Raw genomic sequence first — 23991 nt, 5'->3', positions numbered from 1 at the left:
GCCCGCCGGATCGATGCGGATACCTCCACGGTACGTGACGAGACCCTCTCACCGCCCCGACGGGCTGCTCAGGACGGGGCGCTCTCCTCGACCACCTCGACGGTCCAGGGATCCGAGAGCACCACGTGGGTCGACCCCTCGTCGTCGACCGTCACCGCGAAGCCGTGCGCCGCGTAATCGCCCGGTTCCAGCGGGGCGCGGGTGCAGGTCCCGCGGGTGGTCCAGGCGGACTCGGCGGTGGCGACGCCCTCCGCACCGATCCATTGCAGGCCGACGGCCTCGGCGTTGCGCGCCCCGGCGACGACGGTGCCGGTCGCCGGGTTCGTCAGCACCACGCCCTGCAGCAGCGCGCGGGTGCCGAGGTCTTTCGAGGTGACGGTGACGCGGGCATCGACGGAGACGCCGACCTCCTCCTCGGGCACCTGCGTGGACACGCGGGACTCCTGCCGCGAGACGGCCACGCTCAGCCCGTCGCCGTCCCCGACGGCCTCCAACGGCGCGCGGCAGTGCAGCGGGGCGAGGTCCGCGGGGACCTCGCCGTCGGAGGCCGCCAGAGCGCCGGGCACGCTCTGCAGCTCTCCGTCGACGACGTCGAGCATCACCGGAGTCGAGGAGCTCCAGCCGTCCTCGCCGCGGCCGGGCCCGTCCACCCCGCCGCCGCGCAGGGAGAGCAGGTACTGGCCATCCGGCAGCGGGGCGTCGTCGCACGTGCCCAGGGTCAGCCGCGCCGTCGCCGCCGACGGGGTCGCGCCCTCGGCCGGCACCTCCACCCGCTCGCGCACCACGATCGGGGGAGCAGGGGCGTTCGCGGTGCCGAGGTGGGTGTCGTACCCGTCGGCCGGGGTGCCGCGGTGCGCGGGGTCCGCGGGGACGATCGTGGCGTCGGGCGCGAAGCCGCCGTACTCGTAGCCGTCCTCGAGGTCGAAGGCGCCGGAGATCGTGACGGTGCTGCCCTCGGCCTGCACGGTCTCGGGGGTGAACTCGCCCGGCTCCGGGGTGTAGGCGGGGGCCTCGGCCTCCCCGTCGGGTGCGCACAGCCAGGACGGATCCACGGTGGCGGGCTCGGACTGCGCGACCTCAGTCGGGTTCATGGTCGGCGCGGGATCGGCCGACGTCGGATCCTGGTCGCGGGGGAGGCCGTCGCAGGCGGCGAGGGTCAGCAGGAGGGTGGAGGCGGCGAGGACCCGGCGGAGTCGTCGGGCGGCGGACGAGCGCGCGGTCCCGTGGCGGGTCTGCCCGGACGCACCAGGGGAGAGGGAACGCGTCGACGGGCGCTGGTCGCCGGGCCCTTGCCGCATGCCATCCCCTCCCTGAACATGATGGTCCCGAACGGCTCCGGGAGCTTCCCCTGAGGCAGGAACGTACCGGAGTGCCCGCTCACGGCGCCAGAAGGGTCAGAGCACCAGCAGGGTCAGCGCCATGATCGCCATCCCCGCGATCAGGGAGTAGATCACCGCATGGTGCTCGCCGGTCTCCTCGGCCGCAGGCAGCAGCTCGTCGAGGGAGACGAACACCATCACGCCGGCCACACCGGCCAGGATCGCGCCCATCGCGCCGCCGTCGAGCAGCGGGGCCAGCAGCAGGAACCCGATCACCGCACCGACGGGTTCGGCCAGGCCCGTCATCGTCGCGAGCCAGAAGGCCTTCGCTCGTGATCCGGTCGCCCGACGGACGGGCACCGCGACCGCCAGGCCCTCGGGGATGTTGTGCACGGCGATCGCCGCGACGACGGGGATCGCGATCTCGGGGGCCTGCATCGCGGCGACGAAGGTCGCGAAGCCCTCCGGCACGTTGTGCAGGGCCAGGGCGCCCGCGGTCACCGCACCGGTGCGCAGCAGCCGCGCCCGCAGAGCCCGGTCCTCGGCCTGCTCGGCGGCATCGCGCACCTCGGCGTGCCCCTCGCTGCCGGTCATCCGCCCGGCGAACTCGTGCGGGCTCACGGACTCCGGCACCAGACGGTCCAGCACCGCGATCAGCACGATGCCGACGAAGAAGGAGAGCACCGCCAGCGCCGTGCCCCGGGTGGTCACCGCGTCGCCGTCGGAGAGGATCTGCGCGCCCTGGGGCATCAGCTCGACGAAGGAGATGTAGAGCATCACCCCGGCCGACAGGCCGAGACCGCCGCCGAGCACCTTCGGGTTCGTGCCGCGACCGAGCACGCCGAGGGCGGCGCCGATGCTGGTGGCACCACCGGCGAGGAGAGTGAGGAGGAAGGCGACGAGCACGGCACGACCCTAGTCGCCGCAACGGCCGGACCGCGCCGGGACGTCCTTCCGGGCCGTGGGCACGGCGTGCCCCGTCGGCGGCGCCCTTCTAGACTGCCCCCATGCCTGAACCTGCCCCCTTCCTCGCCGTGACCGACCTGCGCGAGCGGACCCTGACCGCCGCCGAGCTCACCGCGGCGCTGCCGCGTGCGGAGCTGGACGTCGAGGCCGCCGCCACCGCCGTGCGCCCCGTCGTGGAGGATGTCGCGGTGCGGGGCGCGGCCGCTGTGCTCGACGCCTCCGAGCGGTTCGACGGAGTGCGGCCCGAGCATCTGCGGGTCCCGCAGGCAGAGCTGCAGCGCGCGCTCGACGAGCTCGACCCGACGATCCGGGCCGCCCTCGAGGAATCCGCGGCGCGGGTGCGTCGCGTGGACACGGCGCAGGCGCGGCCGGAGGAGACGGTGCAGGTCGTCCCCGGGGGCACGGTCAGCCAGCGCTGGGTGCCCGTGCGTCGGGTGGGCCTGTACGTTCCGGGCGGTCGCGCGGTGCTCCCCAGCTCCGTCGTGATGAACGTCGTGCCCGCGCAGGTCGCCGGGGTCGAGCAGATCGTCCTCGCCTCCCCGCCGCAGAAGGAGTTCGGCGGGCTGCCCCACCCCACGATCCTGGCCGCCTGCGCCCTGCTCGGGGTGAGCGAGGTGATCGCCGCCGGCGGCGCCCAGGCCGTCGCCCTGCTCGCCCACGGGGCCGAGGACCTCGACGACGGCGGCCTGCTGGAGCCGGTCGATCTGATCACCGGCCCGGGCAATGTGTACGTCGTGGCCGCCAAGCGCCTGGTGCGCGGACGGGTCGGGATCGACGCCGAGGCCGGTCCCACCGAGATCGCGATCCTCGCCGATGGAACGGCCGATCCCGCGTATGTCGCCGCGGACCTCATCTCCCAGGCCGAGCACGACCCGATGGCCGCGAGCGTGCTGGTCACCGACGACCAGAAGCTCGCCCGTGCGGTCGAGACCGAGCTCGCCCGGCAGGTTCCCGCGGCCCGTCATCGGGACCGCATCGACGAGGCGCTGCGGGGGGAGCAGAGCGGGCTCGTGCTCGTCGCCGACCTCGACCAGGGCCTGGCCGTGGTCGATGCCTACGGGGCCGAGCACCTCGAGATCCAGACCGCCGACGCCGCCGCCGTTGCCGCCCGCGTCACCAATGCCGGTGCGGTCTTCGTCGGCCCCCACAGCCCCGTGAGTCTGGGCGACTACGCCGCCGGCTCCAACCACGTGCTGCCCACCGGCGGCAGCTCGCGCTTCAACGGGGGCCTGTGCGTGCAGACCTTCCTGCGCGGCATCCACGTCGTCCACTACGACCAGGACGCCCTGGCCGGCGCCCGCGAGACCGCGACCACCCTCGCCGCGGCAGAGGGCCTGCCCGCCCACGGCACCGCGATCGACGTCCGCTTCCAGGACTGAGCTCCGGCGCCGAGAGGCGCATCTCGCGTGCCGCGAACGGTTGCGCGCCTTACATGTAAGCGCATACAGTGTCGCGTTGTAAGCGCTTCCATCACGGATCGCATCCGGCCCTCGGGGCGAGAGAGCGCCACCGGATGCGGCAGGTCCCAGGCACCACCAGGACCCGGCGGAACGCAGAGACAGGAGGGCCGATGATGGCCAACGGCGCGAGTTCTCCGGGACCCACCATCTACTCGGTCGCCGCACGCGCCGGGGTGTCGATCGCAACCGTGAGCCGCGTCTTCGCCGACAGTGCGAAGGTCGCCCCCCGCACCCGCGACACCGTCCTCGCGGCCGCCCGCGACCTGCGGTACGTCCCCGCCGCGGCGGCCCGCGCGCTCGCCGTGCGCCGCAGCAAGGCGCTCGGCGTGGTCCTGCCGCACATCGACGGCCCCTACTACGCGGAGCTGCTGGTCGGCTTCGAGGTGGCGGCTTCCGAGCTCGGGCTCTCGGTGGTCCTGGCCCTGGCCACGCCGCAGGAGAAGAATCCCTCAGCGGTGCTGGACCTGCTGGGACGGGTCGACGGCATCGCGTTCATGGCCCGCAGCGGGGCGGACGACGAGCTCGTCGCCCAGGTGGCGAACCTGCGTCCCACGGTCAGCGTCGCCCGCGGACAGCTGGAGGGGGTCGACGCCTTCTACGCCGAGAACCGCGAGACGGCACGCCGGCTCACCACCCACCTCATCGATCACGGGCGCCGCCGCATCGGCTTCGTCGGCGATCCCGAGGACGGCTCCGACATCGGCCGACGCCACCGCGGTTACCTCGACGCCCTCGAATCCGCCGGGCTCGCCCCGGGCCGTCATCTGCGCGCCGATCCCGTCGAACAGGCCGGGATCGCGATCGCCGAGTCGCTGCTGAGCGCGGGCCGCGCCGACGCGGCCGCCGTTCCCGCAGCGACCGGCGTGGTCGACGGGGCCGTCGAGGTCGGCGGCGCAGCCGCGTCCGACGGGTCCGACGAGATCGGTGGCACAGCCGCGCCCGACGGTGCCGACGGCGCCGGTGGTCCCGCCGGACCCGTGGGAACAGGTCTGGCCGGCCTGGACGCCCTGGTCTGCGGCAACGACGAGCTGGCGATGGCGATCATCGCCCGCCTCACCGCCGCCGGGGTCGATGTTCCGGGGGACCTGGCCGTCACCGGCTGGGACGACACCGTCACCGCCCGCTATCTCACGCCGGGCCTGACCACGGTCCGGCAGGACGTCGCGGAGCTCGGGGCGCTCGCCGCCCACCGGCTCGCGGCACGCATCGACGGCGAGGAGGCCCAGCGGCCCGTGACCGTCGGCTCCTCCGTCGTGCTGCGCCGCTCCTGCGGATGTCCACCCGCCGGCGTCGCGCCCTGAGGCGCCGCACCCCTCGCCGCCGACCATCGCCCGCACCTCGCCGACACCACCTCCCACTGCATCGCCGAACCTCCCACCGCATCGCCGATCCAGCACCACCGCACCACCGACGAAGGAGTCGTCATGACGAACACCGCACGCACCTCGCGCATCTCCCGCCGCACCTTCACCGGGTCCCTCGGCGCGGCCGGCACGCTCGGCGTCCTCGCCGCCTGCGGACGCCCCGAGGAGGAGGGCGGCGGCGGGGCCGTCTCCGCCGAGCCCATCGCCGAGGGCCCCGCCACCGGCTCCCTGAACGTCTGGGCCATGGGCGCCGAGGGCTAGGCCCTGCCAGAGCTGCTCAAGGGCTTCGAGAAGGACAACCCCGACGTCACCGTCGAGGTCACCCCGATCCCCTGGGACTCCGCCCATGACAAGTTCACCTCCGCCATCGCCGCCGGCACCGCACCGGACGTGGCCCAGGTCGGCTCCACCTGGATGGCCGAGTTCGTCAGCCTGGACGCGCTCGAGCCCACCCCGGAGAACATCGCCACCGACGACTACTTCCCCGGTGCCCTCGAGTCCGTCACCGTCGAGGAGACCGTCTACGGGGTCCCGTGGTACGTCGAGACCCGGGTGGTCTTCTACCGCAAGGACATCGCCGAGGAGGTCGGCATCACCGAGCCGCCCACCGACTGGGAGGGACTGTTCGAGATGGCCCGCGCCATGCAGGGCGGACCGGAGGGGGAGTGGGGCATCGCCCTGCAGCCCGGCGGTGACGGCTCCTGGCAGACCGTGCTCCCCCTGTTCTGGTCCAACGGCGGAGATGTCGTCACCGAGGCCGGCGACGAGTTCACCTTCGCCAGCGCCGAGAACGAGGAGGCGCTGGCCTACTACCAGTCCTACTTCACCGAAGGGGTCTCCGATCCGGCGCCGCCGGAGGGCGCGACCGAGCAGGACTTCGTCTCCGGCGCCGTGCCCATGTTCATCTCCGGGCCGTGGATGATGGCCGCCGTCGAGAGCGTCGGCGGCGAGGGCTTCGCCGACAAGTACGGCGTGTTCGTGATGCCGGAGAAGGAGACCAGCGCCAGCTTCCTGGGCGGCGCCAACATCGGCGTCTTCCAGGGTTCGCAGAACCGCGACGCGGCCTGGAAGCTCATCGAGCACCTCTCCCGCCCCGAGGTGCAGGTGGCGTGGTTCGAGCAGGTCGGCGACCTGCCGGCGCTGCAGTCCGCCTGGGAGGACGAGGCCGTCGCCTCCAACGAGAAGTTCGAGGTCTTCCACACCCAGCTCGGCAACGCCTTCGCCCCGCCGACGATCGCCACCTGGGAGCAGGTCGCCGCGAAGCTCGACGCCCAGATCGAGCAGGTCTGCAAGCAGGACCTCGACCCCGCCGCGGCGCTGGAGTCCGTCCAGTCCGACGCGCAGGGCATCGGGACCGGCGCCTGAGATGACCACCCCGTCCGCCTCCGCCACGGCCTCCCCGTCGCCGCCGGGGCCGGGGCCGGGCAGCTCGTCGGCGCCCGCTCGCCGCCGCGGCCATCGCGCCGCGGCGGAGGCCCGGGCGGGCCTGCTGCTCTCCCTGCCCTTCGTGCTGCTGTTCGCGGTGTTCATCGCGTGGCCGGTGCTGCAGTCGATGTTCATGTCGTTCACCGACATGCGCATCAGCGACATCCGCTCGCCCTTCGCCGTCGACTTCGTCGGCCTGGACAACTACATCGCCGCCTTCGAGGACCCCGTCTTCCGGCGCTCCGCCGTGAACACCGGGGTGTTCGTCCTGATCGGCGTCCCGCTGACGATCACCGCGGGGCTCGCCGCGGCGCTCGCCCTGGACCGGGGCGTCACCCGGCTGCGCGGGGTGTTCCGCGTGGGCTTCTACACCCCCGTGGTCACCTCCATCGTGGCCGTCGCCGTCGTGTGGCGGTTCCTGCTGCGGCCCGACAACGGCCTGGTCAACACGGTGCTCGGCTGGGTCGGGATCGACGGACCGAACTGGCTGGGCGATGAGCGCACCGCCCTGCTGTCGTTGATCGTGATGGCCGTCTGGCGCAACTTCGGCACCTCGATGGTCATCTTCCTGGCGGGCCTGCAGGCCGTGGACCAGCAGCTGCACGAGGCCGCGGCGCTCGACGGCGCCTCCGCCTGGCAGCGATTCCTCAACGTCACCCTGCCGTCGATCCGGCCGACGATGCTGTTCGTCATGGTCACCACCTCGATCGGGTACCTGCAGTTCTTCGAGGAGCCGTTCGTGATGACCCAGGGCGGCCCGCTGCACGCCACGATCTCGGCCTCCATGTACACGTACAACCAGTTCGGGTTCGGCAACTACGGAGTCGCCGGTGCGATGGCCTATCTGACGTTCATCGTCATCGGCATCGTCACCCTCGCGCAGTTCCGCCTGATGAGGGAGAAGTGATGATCGATCGTCGCCGCCCCGTCCTGACCTACATCGTCCTGACCGCCTTCCTGCTGCTGGTGATCACCCCCTTCGTCTGGATGATCCTGGGCAGCCTGAAGACCCAGGGCGAGCTGCTGCGCGTGCCGCCCACGTGGCTCCCGGAGGAGCCGACCCTCGACAACTTCCGTCGGCTCTTCGACCGCCCCTTCGGCCGCTACTTCCAGAACTCCGCGGTGGTGGCGATCGCGGTGACCGTCGGGAACCTCTTCTTCTCCTCGATGTTCGGCTACGCGCTGGCGCACCTGCACTTCCCCTTCAAGCGCGTGCTGTTCCTGCTGGTGCTCGGCTGCCTGATGATCCCGGGCCTGGTCACGTTCATCCCGCAGTACGTGCTGATCGTGAACCTGGGGCTGGCCGACACCATTCCGGCGCTGATCCTGCCGTTCCTGGTCCAGCCCTTCAGCGTCTTCCTCATGCGGCAGTTCTTCCTGGGCCTGCCCCGGGAGCTGCTGGAGGCCGGCCGCATCGACGGCGTCGGGGAGATCGCGATCTTCTTCCGCATCTACCTGCCGCTGGCCGGGCCCGCCTTCGCCACCCTCGGCATCCTCACCTTCCTCGGCTCCTGGAACAACTTCCTGTGGCCGCTGGTCGTCTCCTCCAGCGAGTCGACCTACACCCTGCCGGTCGCCCTCGCCCTGATCTCGACCGGGCAGAACCAGACGGACTACGGGCTGCTCCTGGCCGGGGCCACGCTCATCGTCCTGCCGATCCTCGTCGTCTTCCTGTTCTTCCAGCGCTACTTCATCCAGGGCATCGCCACCAGCGGCATCAAGTAAGCACCCCATCGCCTCGAGGAGGCCTCGTGCACCCCATCGACCGACGCACCCTGCTCACCGTCCCGCTGCTGGGCGCCGGCGCCTTCGCCGGCACCGCTGCGGGAACCTCCGCCGCTGCGGCCGCGCCGCCCGGCCCCGCCGGGACCGGCGTCCCGCCGGTCGCCCCGGCCGGACTCACCCGGCCCACGACGGGCTCCGACCGCGGGGACGACGCCCTGCTGCGCCGCTGGGCGGCGGACACCTGGCATTGTCTGGACACCATGACCGTCCGAGAGACGGGACTGATCTCCGACGCGATCGACGCGGACCTCTCCGGTCACTCCGGCAACACCTCGCCGACGAACATCGGCGGCTCCCTGTGGTCCGTCCTGATCGCCCGCGAGCTGGGGCTGATCACCCCCGGTCACGCGCGCAATCGCATCGCCCGCACCCTCGCGTCGCTCGAGCAGATGGACCACCACGAACCCTCGGGCATGTTCTTCAACTGGTACGACGAGCGGGACGGCTCGGTGCTGCGCACCTGGCCCGGCTCCGGCGATCCCGTGGTCCCCTTCGTCTCCAGCGTCGACATGGGCTGGCTCGGCGCCGCGCTGCACGTGGTCGCGCAGGCCGACCCGTCCAACCGGCGCCGCGCCCGTCGGCTCTTCGACGCGATGCGCTGGGACGTGTTCTTCGACCGAGAGGTCGACGCCCAGCCCGGGCAGACCATCGGCGGCTTCTGGGTCGAGGACCCCGGCCGCGACGGGGTCCACCTGCGCCCGCTGTTCGGCGGCATCCCGGGCGCGGACGTCTGGTACCACAGCGAGCACCACTACGACACCGCCGTCTCCGAGGCCCGCATGGTCACCTACCTGGGAATCATGACCGGCCAGATCCCCGCCGGCGCCTACTACACGACCTACCGCACCTTCCCGCCCGAGTGGACCTGGCCCGAGATGCCGCCGGTGGGGGACTGGACCGAGCACGAGGGCGTGGCCGTCTTCGAAGGCGCCCATACCTACCGCGGGATGGAGATCGTGCCCGGCTGGGGCGGCTCGATGTTCGAGGAGCTGATGCCGGACCTGTTCGTGCCCGAGGCCGCCTGGGGCCCGCACAGCTGGGGGAGGAATCACCCCCTGCACGTGCGCGCACAGCGCGAGCACGGCCTCGACGAGGCCGGCTACGGCTACTGGGGCTTCTCGCCCAGCTCCGATCCCCATGCCGGATACCGCGAGTACGGCGTCGACGCGCTCGGGCTGAACCCCACCGGCTACTATTCCGACGCGGCCGGCACGGACTGGCACCAGGGGGAGCCCTACCCGCAGGGCCTCGACGGCGTCGTCACCCCGCACGCCGCCGCGCTGGCGCTGCAGCACGAGCGCGACTCCGCGCTCGAGAACCTCTCGCGGATCGAGACCGAGCTGGGCGCCTACGGCCCCGGTGGATTCCACGACGCGGTGGCGGTGCGCTCCGGCGTCATCGCCCGCCGTCACCTCTCCCTGGACCAGTCGATGGTCCTCGGGGCTCTCGGCAACGTGCTGCTGGACGAGCAGCTGCACGAGTGGTTCGCCACCGACGAGGTCGCCGCACGGCTGCGCCCCGTGATCGAGCAGGAGGTCTTCCGTGCCCACGGCTGACCGCTCCCGTCCCCGTCTCGTCGGTGCCGCGGACGGCACCCCGTACCGGGACCTGAACCGCAACGGCGTGATGGACCCCTTCGAGGATCCGCGCCGCATGCCCGCCGAGCGCGCCGAGGACCTGCTGGGCCGGCTCTCCCTGGCCGAGAAGGTCGGGCTCATGTTCCACACCGTGATCGAGACCGGTCCGGACGGCACCCTGCTGGACGAGCCCGGGGCGATCTCGAAGTCCGGGACCGAGGAGGTGGTGCTCGGCAAGGCCATGAACCACTTCAACGTCCACGGTCTGGAGAGCGCGGGTGCGGCGGCCCGCTGGCACAATCGGCTCCAGGAGCTCGCCGAGTCCGCTCCGCACGGCATCCCCGTCACCGTCTCCACCGATCCCCGCCATGGCGACGCGCAGAACGCGGGCGCCTCCTGGGCGACCTCGTTCTTCTCCCTGTGGCCGGAGCCGCTGGGGATCGGTGCTCTCGCCGATGTCGAGCTGGTCCGCGATTGGGCCGACACCGTGCGGCGCGAATACACCGCCGTCGGGATCCGTGCGGCGCTGCATCCGGTGGCGGATCTCGCCGCCGACCCGCGATGGGCCCGTCAGCGCGAATGCTTCGGCCAGGACCCGCAGGAGGTCGCGCGTCTGGTCGCCGCGGCCCTCGAGGGTCTGCGCGGCGCCGAGGGCGAGGCGTCGGTGCAGGCCACCGTCAAGCATTTCCCGGGCGCCGGCCCGCAGAAGGACGGCGAGGACGCGCACTTCCCCTACGGTCGGGACCAGGTCTACCCGGGAGGGCGGTTCGAGGAGCACCTGCAGCCGTTCCGGGTGGCCGTCGAGGCGGGGGCCGAGGCGATCATGCCCTACTACGGCCGGCCCGTCGGCCTGGAGCGCGGCGGCGAGCAGATCGAGGAGGTCGGCTTCGGCTTCAACCGCCAGATGCTCACCGGACTGCTGCGCGAGGAGCTCGGCTACGAGGGCGTCATCCTCAGCGACTGGGAGCTGGTGAACGACAACCACGTCGGCGACCAGGTGCTGCCGGCCCGCGCTTGGGGTGTCGAGCACCTCACGCCCTCCCAGCGCATGGCCCGGATCCTCGAGGCGGGAGCCGACCAGTTCGGCGGCGAGGAGTGCATGGAGCTGCTGCTGGACCTGGTCCGCGACGGCACCGTCGCCGAGGAGCGGGTGACCGCCTCGGCCCGCCGCCTGCTGCGGGCGAAGTTCGTTCTCGGCCTGTTCGACGACCCCTACGTCGACGAGTCCGCGGCCGACGACCTCGTCGGCACGGCGGCGGACCGACGCCGCGGCCACGAGGCGCAGGCGCACAGTGTGGTGGTCCTGCACGATGACGGCCGGGTCCTGCCGCTGCTGACCGCGACGGGCAGCACCCGGATCTACGCCGAGGGCGTGGCCGACGAGGTCATCGCCGACCTCGGGGTGAGGGTCGGCTCCCCGGCCGAGGCGGAGGTGGCGCTGGTGCGGCTCGGTGCTCCGTTCCAGCCCCGCGACGACCTGTTCCTGGAATCCTGGTTCCACCAGGGCGACCTCGGGTTCCCGCCCGGTCTCGCCCACCGGCTGGCCCGGATCCGCACGGACTGCCCGCTGATCCTGGACGTCGACCTCGATCGCGCCGCGGTGCTGACCAGCATCGTGGGGGAGTGCGACGCCCTGACCGGCAGCTTCGGCATCTCCGGTGCGGCCTGGGCCGATGCGATCAGCGGCGTGCTCCCGCCGCGCGGACGCCTGCCGATCGAGCTGCCGCGCTCCATGGAGGCGGTGCGGGCCGCGGACGAGGACGTGCCCGGCGGGACCGCCGACCCGCTGTATCCCCGCGGCCACGGCCTCGAGATCGACCAGGTGATCAGCAGCCGGCGGTGAAGCCGGAACGTCCCGGTCCTCGGGTGACGCTCAGCGGGAGGTGTCGCGTCCTGACGGCGGGATGTCGGCACCGGTCGGCTCGCCCGCTGCGGTCTCGCCCGTCCCGGTCTCGTCCGATGCGGTCCCACCCGATGCGGTCCTGCTCGATGCGGTCCCGTTCGGCTCGTCCCCGTCGCTCCCCGCCGCCGTCACCGCGGCCTGGTCGATCTCGGCCGCCTCGGCACCGGTGACGACCCGGGGGCGCTTCCGCTCGCCGCGGGTGAGGAACAGAGCGACCGCGCGCCAGCCGAGCATCAGCACGCCGGTGACGATCGCGGTGGTGATGATGAACGACACTTCGGTGCCGTAGGAGAAGAGCGTGCGGATCGCCATGGAGGCCGCCAGGGTGATCGCCCACACGAACACGCCGTGGGGCCAGATCCGGAACGGGGCGTTCCAGGCACGGATCGCGAGATGTCCCAGCAGCACGCCGACGGCGAACGGCCAGCCCACCAGGATGATGTTCTGCGAGGTCAGCGGCGTGCCATGCTGCAGGAAGCCGATCGTGACGAAGAGGATGACGACCAGCAGGTCGCCGACCAGGGCACCCAGGGAACGGAACATCGCCCCAGGCTATCCCCGACACCTGGTCCGACCTCCCAGCGGGAGCGGCGCTGTGAACGGGACCACGCCCGACCGGGCACGTCGGCGCCCGAGACTCCTGGACGTCGGTGCCCGAGCCGTCTGGACGGTGGGCGGGAGAGGTATCGGAGCCGCGCCCGAACTACGATGGGCACCATGCCCGAGACCTCTGCTTCGACCACGGCCCCTGCCGCGCTGCCCGTGCCGCGCGACGGCATCGTGGGTGCCGCCCCGTACGGCGCCCCGCAGCTCGAGGTCGAGCATGCGCTCAACGTCAACGAGAACCCCTACGGGCCCTCCCCGGAGCTGGCCGCGGCGATCGGCCGCGCCGCCGCGGAGGCGGCCGTCGGACTGAACCGCTATCCGGATCGGGAGGCCCTCGCCCTGCGCGCCGACCTCGGGGCATACCTCGCCGCGGAATCCGACGTCCGGGCCCCCGCCCCCGAGGCGGTCTGGGCCGCCAACGGCTCCAACGAGGTCATGCACCAGCTGCTGCTGTCCTACGGCGGCCCCGGCCGCACCGCCCTGGGGTTCACGCCCCACTACTCCATGTACCCGGAGTACGCGCGCGACACCTACACGGACTGGGTCACCGCCGAACGGGGCCCGGCCCCCGACTTCGCGCTGACCGCGCAGGACGTCACCGCGGCGATCGCCGCCCACCGCCCGAACATCGTCGTGCTGACCAGCCCGAACAACCCCACCGGCACCGCGCTCACGCTCGACGTGGTCGAGGCCGCCGCGGACGCCCTGGCCGCCACCCGCGGTCTGCTGGTGGTCGACGAGGCCTACAGCGAGTTCCGCCGCGACGGGGTGCCCAGCGCGCTGACCCTGCTGGATGCCCATCCGAACCTCGTGGTCACCCGCACCATGTCCAAGGCCTTCGCCCTGGCCGGGGCCCGGCTGGGCTACCTGGTGGCCGACCCGGCCGTCGTCGACTCCGTCCGTGTCGTGCGCCTGCCCTACCACCTCTCGGCCGTCACCCAGGCCGTCGCCCGCACCGCCCTCGCCCATCGCGAGGAGCTGCTGGGCAAGGTCGCGCTGCTGCGGACCGAGCGCGACGTCCTGGCCGCGCACCTGATCGGGCGCGGTCACGCCGTCGCACCGTCCGACGCGAACTTCATCCTCTTCCGCACCTTCGCCCACCGGGACGCCGTGTTCGAGGCCCTCCTGGCGCGCAGCGTGCTCGTCCGGGCCGTCGGCCCCGACGGCTGGCTGCGCGTATCCGTGGGCACACCCGAGAACAACGCCGCATTCCGCACCGCCCTCGAGGAGGCCGACCCCCGATGACCGATCCCGCTTCCGCCGCCGCTGCGCGCCCGTCCCGCCGCGCCAGCATCGCCCGCACGACGCGGGAATCCTCCGTCGAGGTCACCCTCGACGTCGACGGGACCGGCCAGGTGGACATCTCCACCTCCGTGCCGTTCTTCGACCACATGCTCACGGCGCTGGGCACCCACGCGCGCTTCGACCTGAAGGTGTCGGCGACAGGTGATACTCATATCGATGCGCACCACACCGTCGAGGACACCGCGATCGTGCTCGGCCAGGCGCTGCGCGAGGCGCTGGGCGACAAGAGGGGCATCGCCCGCTTCGGCGACGCCATGGTGCCCCTGGACGAGGCCCTCGCGCAGGCCGTGGTCGACCTCTCCGGCCGCCCCTACTGCGTGCACTCCGGCGAGAGCGAGGCGCAGGCCCTGCACCTGATCGGCGGGCACTTCACCGGCTCGCTGACCCGTCACGTCTTCGAGTCGCTCGCCCACCACGCCGCGATCTGCCTGCACATCCGCCTGCTCGACGGGCGCGACCCCCACCACGTCGTCGAGGCGCAGTTCAAGGCGCTCGCCCGCGCGCTGCGCGCCGCCTGCGCCGTCGACGACCGCGTGCTGGACGTGCCCTCCACGAAGGGAGCGCTGTGAGCACCGCCGACCCCCGCGACCCGCACGAGGATCCCCACGAGGAGCCCGCCGACGGACAGGAACCCGCCGCGTCCGGCCGTCCCGGCGGCGACATCGATGCCGAGTTCGCCCGCCTCACCGAGGGGCTCTCCTTCGACGAGGTCCCGCTGACCGTCGAGGACGTGCTCTCCGAGGGGACCGAGGACGACCAGGAGCCCACGATGGCCGTGGTCGCGACCTCCGTCGCCTCGGCCACGGCGCTCGCCGGCGCGATCCGGCTGGGCCGCGAGGCCCGCACCGACGGGATCGACATCCCCACCGGCAGCCGCACCCTCGACACCCGCACCGGGGCGATCGCCGTCGGCGCCCTGGCCGAGACCGCGGCCCACGACCTCGCGGCGATCGCCTCGGCCGCCCTGCAGCGCAACGGCATCGTGCTGTTCTGGCGTCGCGGCGACCGCATGACCGCCACCCGCTACCGCAACGGCCAGCGCGGCGAGGACATCTCTCCCGCGATCGTCCTCGGAGCGGTCGACGACCTGGTCGAGGAGCTGCTGCTCGGCGCGACGGAGCTCGCGGAGCTCGACGACGGCATCGACCCCGCGACCATCACCCGCGCCGAGGCGCTGTCCTGGATCGCCGGCAAGGGCAAGCAGAAGTGAGTGCCGAGACCGCCGCCCGCGTGGTGGTCCTGGACCACGGCTCGGGCAACGTCCGCTCCGTCGTGCGCGCCCTCGAGGCCGCCGGCGCCGAGGTCGAGCTGACCGCGGACCGGGAGCGCGCCCTGGCCGCCGACGGCCTCGTGGTCCCCGGTGTCGGCGCCTTCGCCGCCACCATCGAGCAGATCCGGGCCGTGGGTGGAGAGAGGATCATCGAGCGTCGCCTGGCCGGCGCCCTGCCCGTCCTCGGCATCTGCGTCGGTCTGCAGATTCTGTTCGACGCGGGCACCGAGCACGGCACCCGCAGCGCGGGGCTCGGCCAGTGGCCCGGCGAGGTCACCCGGATCCAGGCCTCCGTCGTGCCCCACATGGGCTGGAACACCGTCGAGGCCCCGCCGGGGACGCGGCTGTTCGCGGGCATCGAGGCCGAGCGCTTCTACTTCGTCCACTCCTATGCCGCCCGCTCCTGGCAGATGGAGCAGATCGGCTCCCTCCCCGCACCGCTGGTGACCTGGGCCGAGCACGACGGCGACCGTTTCGTCGCCGCCGTGGAGAACGCGGCGCTGACCGCGACCCAGTTCCACCCGGAGAAGTCCGGGGAGGCCGGGGCGACGCTGCTGGCCAACTGGCTGCGCACCCTGCCGCGTCGCGGCGCCGCCGATGCAGACCGGACACTCCCAGCCACGGCGACGGACTCGGCCCCGGCGGCCGCACCATCGGCCTCAACCGCGACCCTCGAGGAGCCCACCCGATGATCTACGCCTTCCTTCTGCTGTTCGCCGGAGGCATGGTCCTCGGCGGCGCCTGGTCCTTCCACCGCTCCCAGAAGCCCCGGTGGGCCGTCGTCGCCATGGCTCTGGCGGGCCTGGCCTGCATCGGCGCGTCGCTCTGGAGGATCCAGGCCGGCTGACCCCGTCGGCCGCCCCGGCCCTCCCGCGGGGACCGGCACCCCCCGCCGCGGGGTCTCGCGCCCCGACCCCACTCGACCCCATCCGACCTCACGATCCCCATCGGAGTCCCGGTCCCGACCGGAGACCTCGGTCCCAGCGCCGGCCTCGACCCCGGCCCACCCCGCCGCCAGGAGGCACCCCATGACCGCTCCCGTGCTCGAGCTGCTCCCCGCCGTCGACGTGCAGTCCGGCCAGGCCGTCCGCCTGGTCCAGGGCGAAGCAGGATCCGAGACCGCCTACGGCGCGCCGCTGGACGCCGCCCTCGCCTTCCAGGACGGAGGCGCGAGCTGGCTGCACCTGGTCGACCTCGACGCCGCCTTCGGGCACGGCTCCAACGCCGCCCTGCTGGCCGACGTGGTCGCCGCCGTCGACATGAACGTCGAGCTCTCCGGAGGCATCCGCGACGACGAGTCCCTCGCGGCCGCGCTGGCCACCGGCTGCCGACGGGTCAACCTCGGCACCGCGGCCCTGGAGAACCCCGAATGGACCGCGGAGATCATCGCCGAGCACGGCGACCGGATCGCCGTCGGCCTCGACGTCCGCGGCACCACGCTGGCCGCCCGCGGCTGGACCCGTGAGGGCGGGGACCTCTGGGAGACCCTGGAGCGCCTGGACGAGGCCGGCTGCCAGCGCTACGTCGTCACCGACGTCACGAAGGACGGCACCCTGCGCGGACCCAACGTCGACCTGCTGCGCGACGTGTGCTCCCGCACCGACGCCGCGGTCGTCGCCTCCGGCGGCATCTCCTCGCTCGAGGACCTCGCGGCGCTCCGGGAGCTGGTGCCCGCGGGCGTCGAGGGCGCGATCGTGGGCAAGGCCCTGTATGCGCAGGCATTCACGATGGGCGAGGCGCTGGACGTCGCGGGGCGGCCGTGAGCGAGACACCCGAACACCCCCACGTCAAGGGCGGCACCGCTCGCACCGGTGATCACGAGGAGGCGGCTCGCGCCGAGCAGGCGCACCGCTCGCTGCCCGCCCATTTCCGGGAGAAGTCGCCGCTGACCGACACCGCCGGGGTGCCCTGGGCAGGACGGGACTACACCGTCAGCCCCTTCCCGGGCGACGACGGCTCCGCCCCGCCCGAGGTCGCCCGGGCACTGCGCGACCACCGCTCGGGCGCGGATCCGCACCGTCGGGCGTTGGTGGCCGCGCTCGCCGCGCACCGGGTGCTGGTGCCGATCATGGCGGTCGCCACCGGGACCGGCACCACGGCCCACGGGGTGACCGGCGACAACGGCGCCGATATGGCGATGGTCTCGATCACCGCGCCCGACGGGTCGAGGGTGCTGCCGATCTTCACCTCGGTCGCGCAGCTGGCAGCCTGGCGGAGCGACGCCCGTCCGGTGCCGGTGGTAGCCCCGCAGGCGGCGCAGGCCGCCGTGCAGGAGGGCTGCACCGCCCTGCTGGTGGACGCCGCGTCCGGAGGCGACGAGGCGGGCCGCGACACGGCCGGGCAGGGTGCGGCGGGCGATGGCCGCGACGACGAGGCGGGCGGGACCGGGCCGATCCTGCTGCCCCGCTCCGTGCTGTGGGCCCTCGCCCAGGGCCGGGAGTGGATCCCGCCCCATCTGGACCCCGATCTCACCGCGGCGCTGGATTCTGTGGCCGAGGCCACGGACCAGGTCGTGGAGCTCGCTGCACGGGCGGGGGAGCGCAGCGAGGTCGACCTCCACCTGCGACTGCGCCCGGGGCTGACCAAGGTCCAGGTCCGGGCCGTGGTCGATGAGGTCTCGACCCGGCTCGGCGCCGAGCCGCTGGTCGCCGAACGCATCAGCTCCCTGCGGCTCGTGCTGGGGTCCTGAGCGACTCGCTCAGGAGAGCAGAACCGGTCAGGAGAGGAGAACCGGTCAGGAGACCCGGCCGGTGTACTTCTCGCCCGGGGCCTGCCCGGGATCGTCCGGGAACGGCAGCGCCTCGGCGAAGGCGAGCTGCAAGGACCGCAGCCCATCGCGCAGCGAGCGCGCGTGCTCGTTGCCGATCTCGGGGGCCGCGGCGGTGACCAGGCCGGCCAGCGACGTGATCAGCTTCCGGGCCTCGGCGAGGTCCTGGTACTGACCGGTCTCCTCGTCCTCTGCCAGGCCCACCTTCACCGCGGCGGCGCTCATCAGGTGCACGCAGGCGGAGGTGATGATCTCGACCGCGGCGACCTCGGAGATGTCGCGCAGCGCGTCGTCGGCCTCCGTGTCCTGGTCGGTGAGGTCGTGGACGTGGTTCTCGTTCATGGCGATCCTTCGTGCTCAGGGGTGCGCGGTCACCGGCGGTGACCGCAGCGGGTACAGGTGCGGGCCGCCGGGCGGCGGCCGGTCGGCGGGGCGGGGTCAGCCGCCCAGGGGGAGGACGCCGGTGCCGACCGCGGCGTTCTCGCTGAAGTCGAGCTCCAGCTCCGTCGGCTCGGCACCGACGGAGACGTCGTAGACGAGATGGAAGGTGCCGCTCTCGCCCGGCGCGATCGTGCCGAAGGCCTTGCTCTCGGCGACGTACTTCCGGGAGGCCTCGGAGTCGGGCTCGTAGGTCTCCCCGTCCGCGGTGCGCAGCGTCTCGTGCCCGTCGATCGAGACGGCGATGTCCGAGTCGTTGGCGACCTCGACGGTGACCACGACGAACTCGCCCTCGGGCTCCAGAGCGTCCGATCCGGGGCCGCCGACCTCGCGTACCCCGATCTCGGTGCTCACCTCCTGGACCGTCACGTCGGCGATCGCGACCTCGCCGGCCGCGCCCTCGTCCTCCTCCGCCGTGGCCGCCGGGGACGCCGCGTCGGAGGGGCCCGGGCTCAGGGCGCGATAGACGATGATGCTGCCGCCGATCGCGACCACCAGGACGAGCACCGCGACGACGACGAGGGAGATGATCACCGCCGGTCGCCGCCGGGAGGGCTGTTCCGCGTCGGCGCTCGGCGCGGGGCGACGGTTCGGCCGGGCCGGGCGCGGCGGAGGGGTCGGGAAGCCCTCGGGCACCGGGCGCAGCACCGCACGGGGCGCAGTGCCGGGTCGCAGGCCGGTCTCGGGGTGCAGCTCGGACGCCGGGGACTGGCCCGTCGCGGGATCCGCGGCGGTTCCCCCGGCGGAGGGCTCTGCCGTCTCCGGTGTCCCGTAGTCGTACTCCGGAGCGGAGTCGGGCTGCTGCGCGTCGGGCTGCTCGGGACCGGGCTGCTGGGTGCCGGACCGCTCAGGGCCGGGCTGCTCAGCACCGTGGTGCTCAGACCTGGGCTGGCCAGACCTGGGCTGCTGGGTGCCCGACCGTGGGGTGCCCGCCTGCGAGGTGCCGGTCGACGCCCTGCCCTCGGCAGGATGCGGTGCATCGGCCGACGAGGGGGACGGCCCGCTGCGCGGATCAGGCTCCTCGCCAGTGCCTCGGTCGATACCCACCCGAACTCCTCACTGGTCGCGGCACGTGGACGCGACGCACATCACCTGGACTGCGCGAACGCTCCTGCTAGAATAGACGACTGGAACAGGTCGAAACCCTCGTCACGTCGTTCCTCAAGTGGAGTCCCTTCCCACCTTGCAGCAACCCGCTCGCGTCCTTCGGGCCGGGAGCGAACAGCCGCCGGGTCAGTATCGCAGCCGGGTCGTCGTGCCCGGACGTCGGGCCGTACGGTCCGACCGACGCTCCGGCGTCGAGCACCTTGGGGCCTCCGCATGAAGCGGGGGCCTTCGTCGTGTCCGACTCGAACCAAGGTGAGGAGCCAACATCAGCGAACAGCGCATCAACGGTCAGATCAGGGTCCCCAAGGTCCTGCTGGTCGGGCCCGCCGGCGAACAGGTCGGTGAGGTCCGTGTCGAGGACGCCCTGCGTCTCGCCGCGGAAGCAGATCTCGACCTCGTCGAGGTCGCACCCGGCGCGAACCCGCCGGTCGCCCGCCTGATGGATTACGGCAAGTACAAGTACGAAGCCAACCTGAAGGCCCGTGAGTCGCGGAAGAACCAGGCGAACACGGTCCAGAAGGAAATCCGTATGGGCCTGAAGATCGACACCCACGACTATGAGACCAAGCGCCGCAATGTTGAGAAGTTCCTTGACGGCGGCGACAAGGTCAAGGTCATCATCCGCTTCCGCGGACGTGAGCAGTCCCGTCCAGAGCGCGGCGTGAAACTGCTGGGCCGCATGGCCGAGGACGTGTCCGAATACGGCTTCGTCGAGTCCCATCCGCGGCAGGACGGCCGCAACATGGTGATGGTCTTCGGGCCTCACAAGAAGAAGGCCCAGGCCATGGCCGAGGCCCGCAAGCGCAAGACCGATGCCGAGAAGGCCGCCGCCCGGCAGAAGGACTCCTCGTCCGACTCCGCGGCCGACGCCGACACCGGCTCCGCGTCCTGAACGTACGAAGGAGAACAGGCACATGCCGAAGAACAAGACCCATTCCGGGACCAAGAAGCGCGTCCGCGTGACCGGCTCGGGCAAGCTCATGCGTGAGAAGGCGAACGCCCGCCACCTGCTGGAGCACAAGTCCTCCACCCGCAAGCGCCGGCTCGGCAGCGACACGAATGTCGACAAGGCCGACGTCAAGCGCATGAAGAAGCTGCTGGGCCGCTGACTCGCCCACGCGGGAGCACGTCTCCCGCGCCCTGAACTTACGATCGAAGGAGTATCACGTGGCACGCGTGAAGCGGGCGGTCAACGCCCATAAGAAGCGTCGGGAAATCCTCGAGCAGGCCAGCGGCTACCGCGGTCAGCGCTCTCGCCTGTACCGCAAGGCGAAGGAGCAGGTGCTGCATTCGCAGACCTACAACTTCCGCGACCGCAAGAAGCGCAAGGGCAACTTCCGTCAGCTCTGGATCCAGCGCATCAACGCGGCGTCCCGCGCCAACGGCCTGACCTACAACCGCCTCATCCAGGGACTCGGCCTGGCCGGCGTCGAGGTGGATCGCCGCATGCTCGCCGAGCTCGCGGTCAATGATGCTCCGGCATTCGCCGCCCTGGTCGAGGTCGCGAAGAACGCCCTCCCCAAGGACGTCAACGCCCCGGCAGCCTGACATCGCGCCCCATCACGCGATGACCGAGCGCCCGGATCAGCCCCCGATCACCTCCCCCCGCTCCGAGCGGGTGCGGACGGTGGCGGCGCTGGCCGGGCGCTCTGCGCGTCGCAAGCAGCATCGGTTCCGGATCGAGGGCCCGCAGGCGGTCCGCTCCCTGCTCACGCACCGCCCCGAGCTGGCGCTCGAGCTGCTGATCACTGCTCGCGCCGCGACCGACCACCCTGATCTCCCCGACCTCGCCGCCGCCGCAGGCATCGCCGTGCACGAGGTCGAGGACCGCATCCTGCGCGCCATGGTCCGCGAGACCGGCCCCGAGTCCGATGCGCCCGACGGGACCGGAGCACTGGTCAGCCCCCAGGGCGTGCTCGCCGTCGGCTCCCTGCCCGCCCCGGACGCCGCCGGAGCCGTCACCGCGATCGGTGACCTCCCCTCGAACCGGCCCGTGACGGTGGTCGTGCTGCACGAGGTGCGCGACCCCGGCAACGTCGGGACCCTGATCCGCACCGCCGACGCCGCCGGCGCCGACCTCGTGGTTCTCACCCGCACCAGCGCCGACCCCTACGCCCCCAAGGCCGTCCGCGCCTCCGCCGGCAGCCTGTTCCACCTCCCCGTGATCACCGGCGCCGAGAGCGCCGAGCTGCTCCCGGCCCTCGCCGCCTCGGACATCACCGCGGCCGCCACCAGCGGCTACGCACCCACCGAGCTGTTCACCGCCGACCTGCCCGAGCGGATCGCCTGGATCCTGGGCAACGAGGCCCACGGCCTGGACGAGGACGTCGTGGCCGCGGCCCCGCTCGCGGTGCGCATCCCGCTGGCCGGACACGCCGAATCGTTGAACGTCCACACCGCAGCGACGGTCTGCCTCTTCGAGACGCTGCGGCGACGGCGGGCGCGGGCATGAGCTCCCGCGTCCTGCGGATCGCCGCCCTCGCCGTCCCCGCACTGCTGGCCCTGACCGTCGCCAGCGCCCTGGTCGGGCTGTTCGCCACCGGAGCCGCCGAACCCGCGACGCTCGTCCCCGCCTCCCCGCTGGTCACCTGGGGCACCCCCGTCGTGCGCGCCCTGCACCATCTGGGCCTGCTGCTCGCCGTCGGCGCGGGCGGGACCGCCGTGCTGCTGCTGCCGGGCCCGGGCCGACGCGAGGTGACCACCCTGGACCGGGTGCGGCGCCGCACGATCCGCCTCGGCGCGGCCGGTGCCCTGCTGTGGGCCGTGGCGTCGGTGACGCAGATCCCGCTGGGCGGGCTCGAGGCCGCCGGCGCGAACTCCGGACTGGACATCTGGCAGATCGCCCTGAACGGGGACCTCGGCCGGACCCAGCTGACCATCGGCATCCTGGCGGCGCTGTCCGCCCTCGCCTATGCGCTGGCCCGCTCCACCGTCCTGGCCTGCTGGGGGCTGGCATTCGCCGGCCTCGGCGTCGCCTCCCTGGGACTCGCCGGCCACGCCGGAGCGAGCCTGGATCACGTCAACGCGGTCAACGCGATGGTCCTGCATCTGGTCGCCGTCTCCGTCTGGGCCGGCGGGTTGCTGGTGATCGGCCTGATCGCGCCGTGGCTCGACGACAAGCGTCTGACGACGACGGTGCGCCGCTTCTCCCCGTGGGCTCTGGCCGCGGTCGCCTCCCTCGCGATCAGCGGTCTGGTCAGCGCCTCGATACGCATGTCCGCCTGGGGCGAGCTGCTGAGCACCGGCTACGGCCGCGTGGTGCTGGTCAAGGCGATCGGACTGGTGACGCTGGCCTGCCTCGGCGCCGTCCAGCGCCGCCGACTGGGCGATCGGCTGCGCTTCCGCCACCTGGCGGCGACCGAGGGCGTGGTGATGGCCGCCGTGATCGGGGCCTCGATCGCTCTGGGGCGTTCGGCGCCCCCGGTGCCGCAGGAGATCCCTGCGGAGGGAGATCTGAAGGTCCTGTCGCTGGTGGGCTACCTGCCGCCGGAGCAGGAGTTCGGCCCCGCCACGATGTTCACGCTGTTCCAGCCCGACTGGATCGCGCTGCTGCTGGCCGTGGCCATGGCCGCGCTGTACGTGATCGGCGTGGTGCGGCTGGTGCGCCGCGGCGACACCTGGCCGTGGCACCGCACTCTCGCCTTCGTGATGGGCTGCGTGGCCTTCGCCTGGGTGATGAACGGGGGAGTGGCCGCCTGGGGTCGGTTCCGCTTCGATGCCCACATGGTCCAGCACATGGCGATGATGATGATCGCCCCGCCGCTGTGGGTGCTCGGCGGGCCCGTCACCCTGCTCTCGCGTGCCGTCGCCCCGCGGACCGACGGATCCCGCGGGATCCGCGAATGGGTTCTCGCCGCTCTGCACTCGCGGTACTCCCAGCTCGTCGCCAACCCGCCGGTGGCCGGGCTGATCTTCGCCGGGTCGCTGGTGATCTTCTACTTCTCGCCGCTGTTCGAGGCGGCGATGTACACGCACGTCGGCCATGTGATGATGACCGTGCATTTCCTGGCCTCGGGCTATCTGTTCGCCTGGGTGCTGATCGGGGTGGATCCGTCCACCAGGACCATCAACCCGATCCTGAAGCTGATCACCCTGCTGGTCACTCTGGCCTTCCATGCCTTCTTCGGAGTGGCGCTGGTCTCCGCGACCTGGCTGATCGCCCCGGACTGGTACGGGGAGCTCGGGATGTACACGGCCGACCAGCTCGCGCTGATCCAGGAGCGCGGGGCCACGATCATGTGGGCGGTCTCGGAGATCCCCACCTTCTTCTACGCGATCCTGATGGCGACGATGTGGATGCAGTCCGAGGATCGTCGCGCCCGTCAGTTCGACCGCAAGGCGGACCGCGACGGCGGGGCGGAGCTCGAGGCGTACAACGCATACCTCGCGAGCTTGCGGGGGGAGGCGCCGGCGGCGGCACCGGAGACCGCACGCCGCGAACCCGGGGCCTCAGGGCCTGCGTCCTCGGGCCCTGCGGTGTCGGTTCCTGCGGTGCCGGACCCTGCGATGTCGGCTTCTGCGATGTCGGACCCCGACGCGGCAGGGGCGGGAGAACCGGGCTCTGCGACCACCGCGACGGATGAGCACGGGGTCGAGGCGTCGCACGACGAGACGCAGCCTCGTGACCAGCGGTCGAAGGATGCGTCCGAGCCTCCCGGGTGATCGCCGCGGAGGGCGGCGCGGAGCCCTGCCCCGCAGC

At 72.5% G+C, this 23991-nt stretch carries 25 protein-coding genes; 20 read left to right on the top strand and 5 right to left on the bottom strand.

Translation table 11 applies throughout. The features are described 5' to 3' along the window. Window positions 1-68: 68 nt before the first annotated feature. Window positions 69-1298, bottom strand: coding sequence for a hypothetical protein (locus JOF44_RS06270; protein ID WP_245348873.1), 1230 nt, complete (start codon window positions 1296-1298; stop codon window positions 69-71). A gap of 96 nt (window positions 1299-1394) precedes the next feature. Next, entirely contained in the window at window positions 1395-2225 is an 831-nt protein-coding gene (zupT, locus tag JOF44_RS06265) for a zinc transporter ZupT (protein ID WP_209888686.1), read from the bottom strand. Between the two features lie 101 nt (window positions 2226-2326). On the opposite strand from zupT, the gene hisD reads away from it, so the two are divergent. From hisD to JOF44_RS06230, 8 genes are all read left to right on the top strand, one after another. Then, window positions 2327-3664: a histidinol dehydrogenase gene (gene hisD, locus JOF44_RS06260; protein ID WP_209888683.1), complete on the top strand. Its 1338-nt coding sequence runs from the start codon at window positions 2327-2329 to the stop codon at window positions 3662-3664. Between the two features lie 191 nt (window positions 3665-3855). After that, window positions 3856-5046, top strand: a complete 1191-nt coding sequence (locus JOF44_RS06255; protein ID WP_209888680.1) for a LacI family DNA-binding transcriptional regulator — start codon at window positions 3856-3858, stop codon at window positions 5044-5046. A 123-nt stretch (window positions 5047-5169) separates the two neighbouring features. Further along, window positions 5170-5370 carry a hypothetical protein gene (locus tag JOF44_RS20635; RefSeq protein WP_245348872.1) on the top strand — a complete coding sequence of 67 codons (201 nt, stop codon included), beginning with the start codon at window positions 5170-5172 and terminating at the stop codon, window positions 5368-5370. A 3-nt stretch (window positions 5371-5373) separates the two neighbouring features. Continuing rightward, on the top strand, window positions 5374-6474 hold the full coding sequence (locus tag JOF44_RS06250; RefSeq protein WP_342591885.1) for a sugar ABC transporter substrate-binding protein: 1101 nt from the start codon (window positions 5374-5376) through the stop codon (window positions 6472-6474). A 1-nt stretch (window position 6475) separates the two neighbouring features. Further along, complete coding sequence (locus JOF44_RS06245; RefSeq protein ID WP_209888677.1) at window positions 6476-7441, top strand: carbohydrate ABC transporter permease; 966 nt, start codon at window positions 6476-6478, stop codon at window positions 7439-7441. Then, window positions 7441-8259, top strand: a complete 819-nt coding sequence (locus JOF44_RS06240) for a carbohydrate ABC transporter permease (protein WP_209888674.1) — start codon at window positions 7441-7443, stop codon at window positions 8257-8259. Before JOF44_RS06245 ends, JOF44_RS06240 begins: the two co-directional genes overlap by 1 nt. A 26-nt stretch (window positions 8260-8285) precedes the next feature. Further along, window positions 8286-9875 (top strand): glucoamylase family protein, encoded by a 1590-nt coding sequence (locus JOF44_RS06235; RefSeq protein WP_209888671.1) that lies wholly within the window; start codon window positions 8286-8288, stop codon window positions 9873-9875. Then, on the top strand, window positions 9862-11739 hold the full coding sequence (locus JOF44_RS06230; protein ID WP_342591685.1) for a glycoside hydrolase family 3 protein: 1878 nt from the start codon (window positions 9862-9864) through the stop codon (window positions 11737-11739). The genes JOF44_RS06235 and JOF44_RS06230 overlap by 14 nt, the downstream gene beginning before the upstream one ends. 30 nt (window positions 11740-11769) lie before the next feature. Here the strand turns inward: JOF44_RS06230 and JOF44_RS20630 are convergent, their stop codons facing one another. Beyond that, window positions 11770-12342, bottom strand: a complete 573-nt coding sequence (locus JOF44_RS20630) for a DUF3054 domain-containing protein (RefSeq protein WP_245348871.1) — start codon at window positions 12340-12342, stop codon at window positions 11770-11772. 174 nt (window positions 12343-12516) lie between these two features. Between JOF44_RS20630 and JOF44_RS06220 the strand changes: the two genes are divergently transcribed. The 7 genes from JOF44_RS06220 to JOF44_RS06190 all read left to right on the top strand — a co-directional run bounded on the left by JOF44_RS06220 (window position 12517) and on the right by JOF44_RS06190 (window position 17669). Further along, the gene (locus tag JOF44_RS06220; RefSeq protein ID WP_209888668.1) at window positions 12517-13650 is read left to right on the top strand and encodes a histidinol-phosphate transaminase; all 1134 of its coding nucleotides are present in this window, start codon (window positions 12517-12519) and stop codon (window positions 13648-13650) included. Next, window positions 13647-14279 carry an imidazoleglycerol-phosphate dehydratase HisB gene (gene hisB, locus JOF44_RS06215; RefSeq protein WP_209888665.1) on the top strand — a complete coding sequence of 211 codons (633 nt, stop codon included), beginning with the start codon at window positions 13647-13649 and terminating at the stop codon, window positions 14277-14279. The genes JOF44_RS06220 and hisB overlap by 4 nt, the downstream gene beginning before the upstream one ends. After that, complete coding sequence (locus JOF44_RS06210) at window positions 14276-14920, top strand: hypothetical protein (RefSeq protein WP_209888661.1); 645 nt, start codon at window positions 14276-14278, stop codon at window positions 14918-14920. The genes hisB and JOF44_RS06210 overlap by 4 nt, the downstream gene beginning before the upstream one ends. Then, window positions 14917-15672: an imidazole glycerol phosphate synthase subunit HisH gene (hisH, locus tag JOF44_RS06205; RefSeq protein WP_209888658.1), complete on the top strand. Its 756-nt coding sequence runs from the start codon at window positions 14917-14919 to the stop codon at window positions 15670-15672. The genes JOF44_RS06210 and hisH overlap by 4 nt, the downstream gene beginning before the upstream one ends. Beyond that, window positions 15669-15827 carry a hypothetical protein gene (locus JOF44_RS06200; RefSeq protein WP_209888655.1) on the top strand — a complete coding sequence of 53 codons (159 nt, stop codon included), beginning with the start codon at window positions 15669-15671 and terminating at the stop codon, window positions 15825-15827. The genes hisH and JOF44_RS06200 overlap by 4 nt, the downstream gene beginning before the upstream one ends. A gap of 181 nt (window positions 15828-16008) precedes the next feature. Beyond that, complete coding sequence (gene priA, locus JOF44_RS06195; RefSeq protein ID WP_209888652.1) at window positions 16009-16743, top strand: bifunctional 1-(5-phosphoribosyl)-5-((5-phosphoribosylamino)methylideneamino)imidazole-4-carboxamide isomerase/phosphoribosylanthranilate isomerase PriA; 735 nt, start codon at window positions 16009-16011, stop codon at window positions 16741-16743. Continuing rightward, window positions 16740-17669 (top strand): SseB family protein, encoded by a 930-nt coding sequence (locus JOF44_RS06190; protein WP_209888649.1) that lies wholly within the window; start codon window positions 16740-16742, stop codon window positions 17667-17669. Before priA ends, JOF44_RS06190 begins: the two co-directional genes overlap by 4 nt. A gap of 45 nt (window positions 17670-17714) precedes the next feature. Here the strand turns inward: JOF44_RS06190 and JOF44_RS06185 are convergent, their stop codons facing one another. Both JOF44_RS06185 and JOF44_RS21100 read right to left on the bottom strand, forming a co-directional pair. Further along, the gene (locus JOF44_RS06185) at window positions 17715-18089 is read right to left on the bottom strand and encodes a DUF1844 domain-containing protein (protein WP_209888646.1); all 375 of its coding nucleotides are present in this window, start codon (window positions 18087-18089) and stop codon (window positions 17715-17717) included. 96 nt (window positions 18090-18185) lie between these two features. Beyond that, window positions 18186-19232, bottom strand: a complete 1047-nt coding sequence (locus JOF44_RS21100; protein ID WP_209888643.1) for a DUF4352 domain-containing protein — start codon at window positions 19230-19232, stop codon at window positions 18186-18188. Window positions 19233-19557: 325 nt separating this feature from the next. Here JOF44_RS21100 and infC point away from each other — a divergent pair, with 325 nt between their 5' ends. Genes infC through JOF44_RS06155 form a run of 5 tightly spaced genes read left to right on the top strand, consistent with a single transcriptional unit; the run spans window position 19558 to window position 23954 of the window. Further along, window positions 19558-20184, top strand: a complete 627-nt coding sequence (gene infC / locus JOF44_RS06175; protein ID WP_209895727.1) for a translation initiation factor IF-3 — start codon at window positions 19558-19560, stop codon at window positions 20182-20184. Window positions 20185-20206: 22 nt separating this feature from the next. Next, window positions 20207-20401 (top strand): 50S ribosomal protein L35, encoded by a 195-nt coding sequence (gene rpmI / locus JOF44_RS06170; protein WP_076807741.1) that lies wholly within the window; start codon window positions 20207-20209, stop codon window positions 20399-20401. Between the two features lie 58 nt (window positions 20402-20459). Further along, window positions 20460-20840 carry a 50S ribosomal protein L20 gene (gene rplT / locus JOF44_RS06165; RefSeq protein ID WP_076807739.1) on the top strand — a complete coding sequence of 127 codons (381 nt, stop codon included), beginning with the start codon at window positions 20460-20462 and terminating at the stop codon, window positions 20838-20840. A 19-nt stretch (window positions 20841-20859) separates the two neighbouring features. Next, on the top strand, window positions 20860-21744 hold the full coding sequence (locus JOF44_RS06160; RefSeq protein WP_209888640.1) for a TrmH family RNA methyltransferase: 885 nt from the start codon (window positions 20860-20862) through the stop codon (window positions 21742-21744). Beyond that, entirely contained in the window at window positions 21741-23954 is a 2214-nt protein-coding gene (locus JOF44_RS06155) for a bifunctional copper resistance protein CopD/cytochrome c oxidase assembly protein (protein WP_209888637.1), read from the top strand. The genes JOF44_RS06160 and JOF44_RS06155 overlap by 4 nt, the downstream gene beginning before the upstream one ends. Window positions 23955-23991: the final 37 nt, after the last annotated feature.

It is taken from the genome of Brachybacterium fresconis, assembly GCF_017876515.1.
Taxonomy (GTDB): Bacteria; Actinomycetota; Actinomycetes; order Actinomycetales; family Dermabacteraceae; genus Brachybacterium; species Brachybacterium fresconis.
The sequence above is the reverse complement of the archived record's forward strand: the minus strand, read 5'-3'. Positions and strand labels throughout refer to the sequence as shown.

Excerpts from the sequence above, each read along its gene's own strand:
- JOF44_RS06270 (WP_245348873.1), bottom strand. The coding sequence starts at position 1,298 with ATGCGGCAAGGGCCCGGCGACCAGCGCCCGTCGACGCGTTCCCTCTCC.
- hisD (WP_209888683.1), top strand. The coding sequence starts at position 2,327 with ATGCCTGAACCTGCCCCCTTCCTCGCCGTGACCGACCTGCGCGAGCGG.
- JOF44_RS06255 (WP_209888680.1), top strand. The coding sequence starts at position 3,856 with ATGATGGCCAACGGCGCGAGTTCTCCGGGACCCACCATCTACTCGGTC.
- JOF44_RS20635 (WP_245348872.1), top strand. The coding sequence starts at position 5,170 with ATGACGAACACCGCACGCACCTCGCGCATCTCCCGCCGCACCTTCACC.
- JOF44_RS06245 (WP_209888677.1), top strand. The coding sequence starts at position 6,476 with ATGACCACCCCGTCCGCCTCCGCCACGGCCTCCCCGTCGCCGCCGGGG.
- JOF44_RS06240 (WP_209888674.1), top strand. The coding sequence starts at position 7,441 with ATGATCGATCGTCGCCGCCCCGTCCTGACCTACATCGTCCTGACCGCC.
- JOF44_RS20630 (WP_245348871.1), bottom strand. The coding sequence starts at position 12,342 with ATGTTCCGTTCCCTGGGTGCCCTGGTCGGCGACCTGCTGGTCGTCATC.
- JOF44_RS06220 (WP_209888668.1), top strand. The coding sequence starts at position 12,517 with ATGCCCGAGACCTCTGCTTCGACCACGGCCCCTGCCGCGCTGCCCGTG.
- hisB (WP_209888665.1), top strand. The coding sequence starts at position 13,647 with ATGACCGATCCCGCTTCCGCCGCCGCTGCGCGCCCGTCCCGCCGCGCC.
- JOF44_RS06200 (WP_209888655.1), top strand. The coding sequence starts at position 15,669 with ATGATCTACGCCTTCCTTCTGCTGTTCGCCGGAGGCATGGTCCTCGGC.
- priA (WP_209888652.1), top strand. The coding sequence starts at position 16,009 with ATGACCGCTCCCGTGCTCGAGCTGCTCCCCGCCGTCGACGTGCAGTCC.
- JOF44_RS06185 (WP_209888646.1), bottom strand. The coding sequence starts at position 18,089 with ATGAACGAGAACCACGTCCACGACCTCACCGACCAGGACACGGAGGCC.
- rpmI (WP_076807741.1), top strand. The coding sequence starts at position 20,207 with ATGCCGAAGAACAAGACCCATTCCGGGACCAAGAAGCGCGTCCGCGTG.
- JOF44_RS06160 (WP_209888640.1), top strand. The coding sequence starts at position 20,860 with ATGACCGAGCGCCCGGATCAGCCCCCGATCACCTCCCCCCGCTCCGAG.
- JOF44_RS06155 (WP_209888637.1), top strand. The coding sequence starts at position 21,741 with ATGAGCTCCCGCGTCCTGCGGATCGCCGCCCTCGCCGTCCCCGCACTG.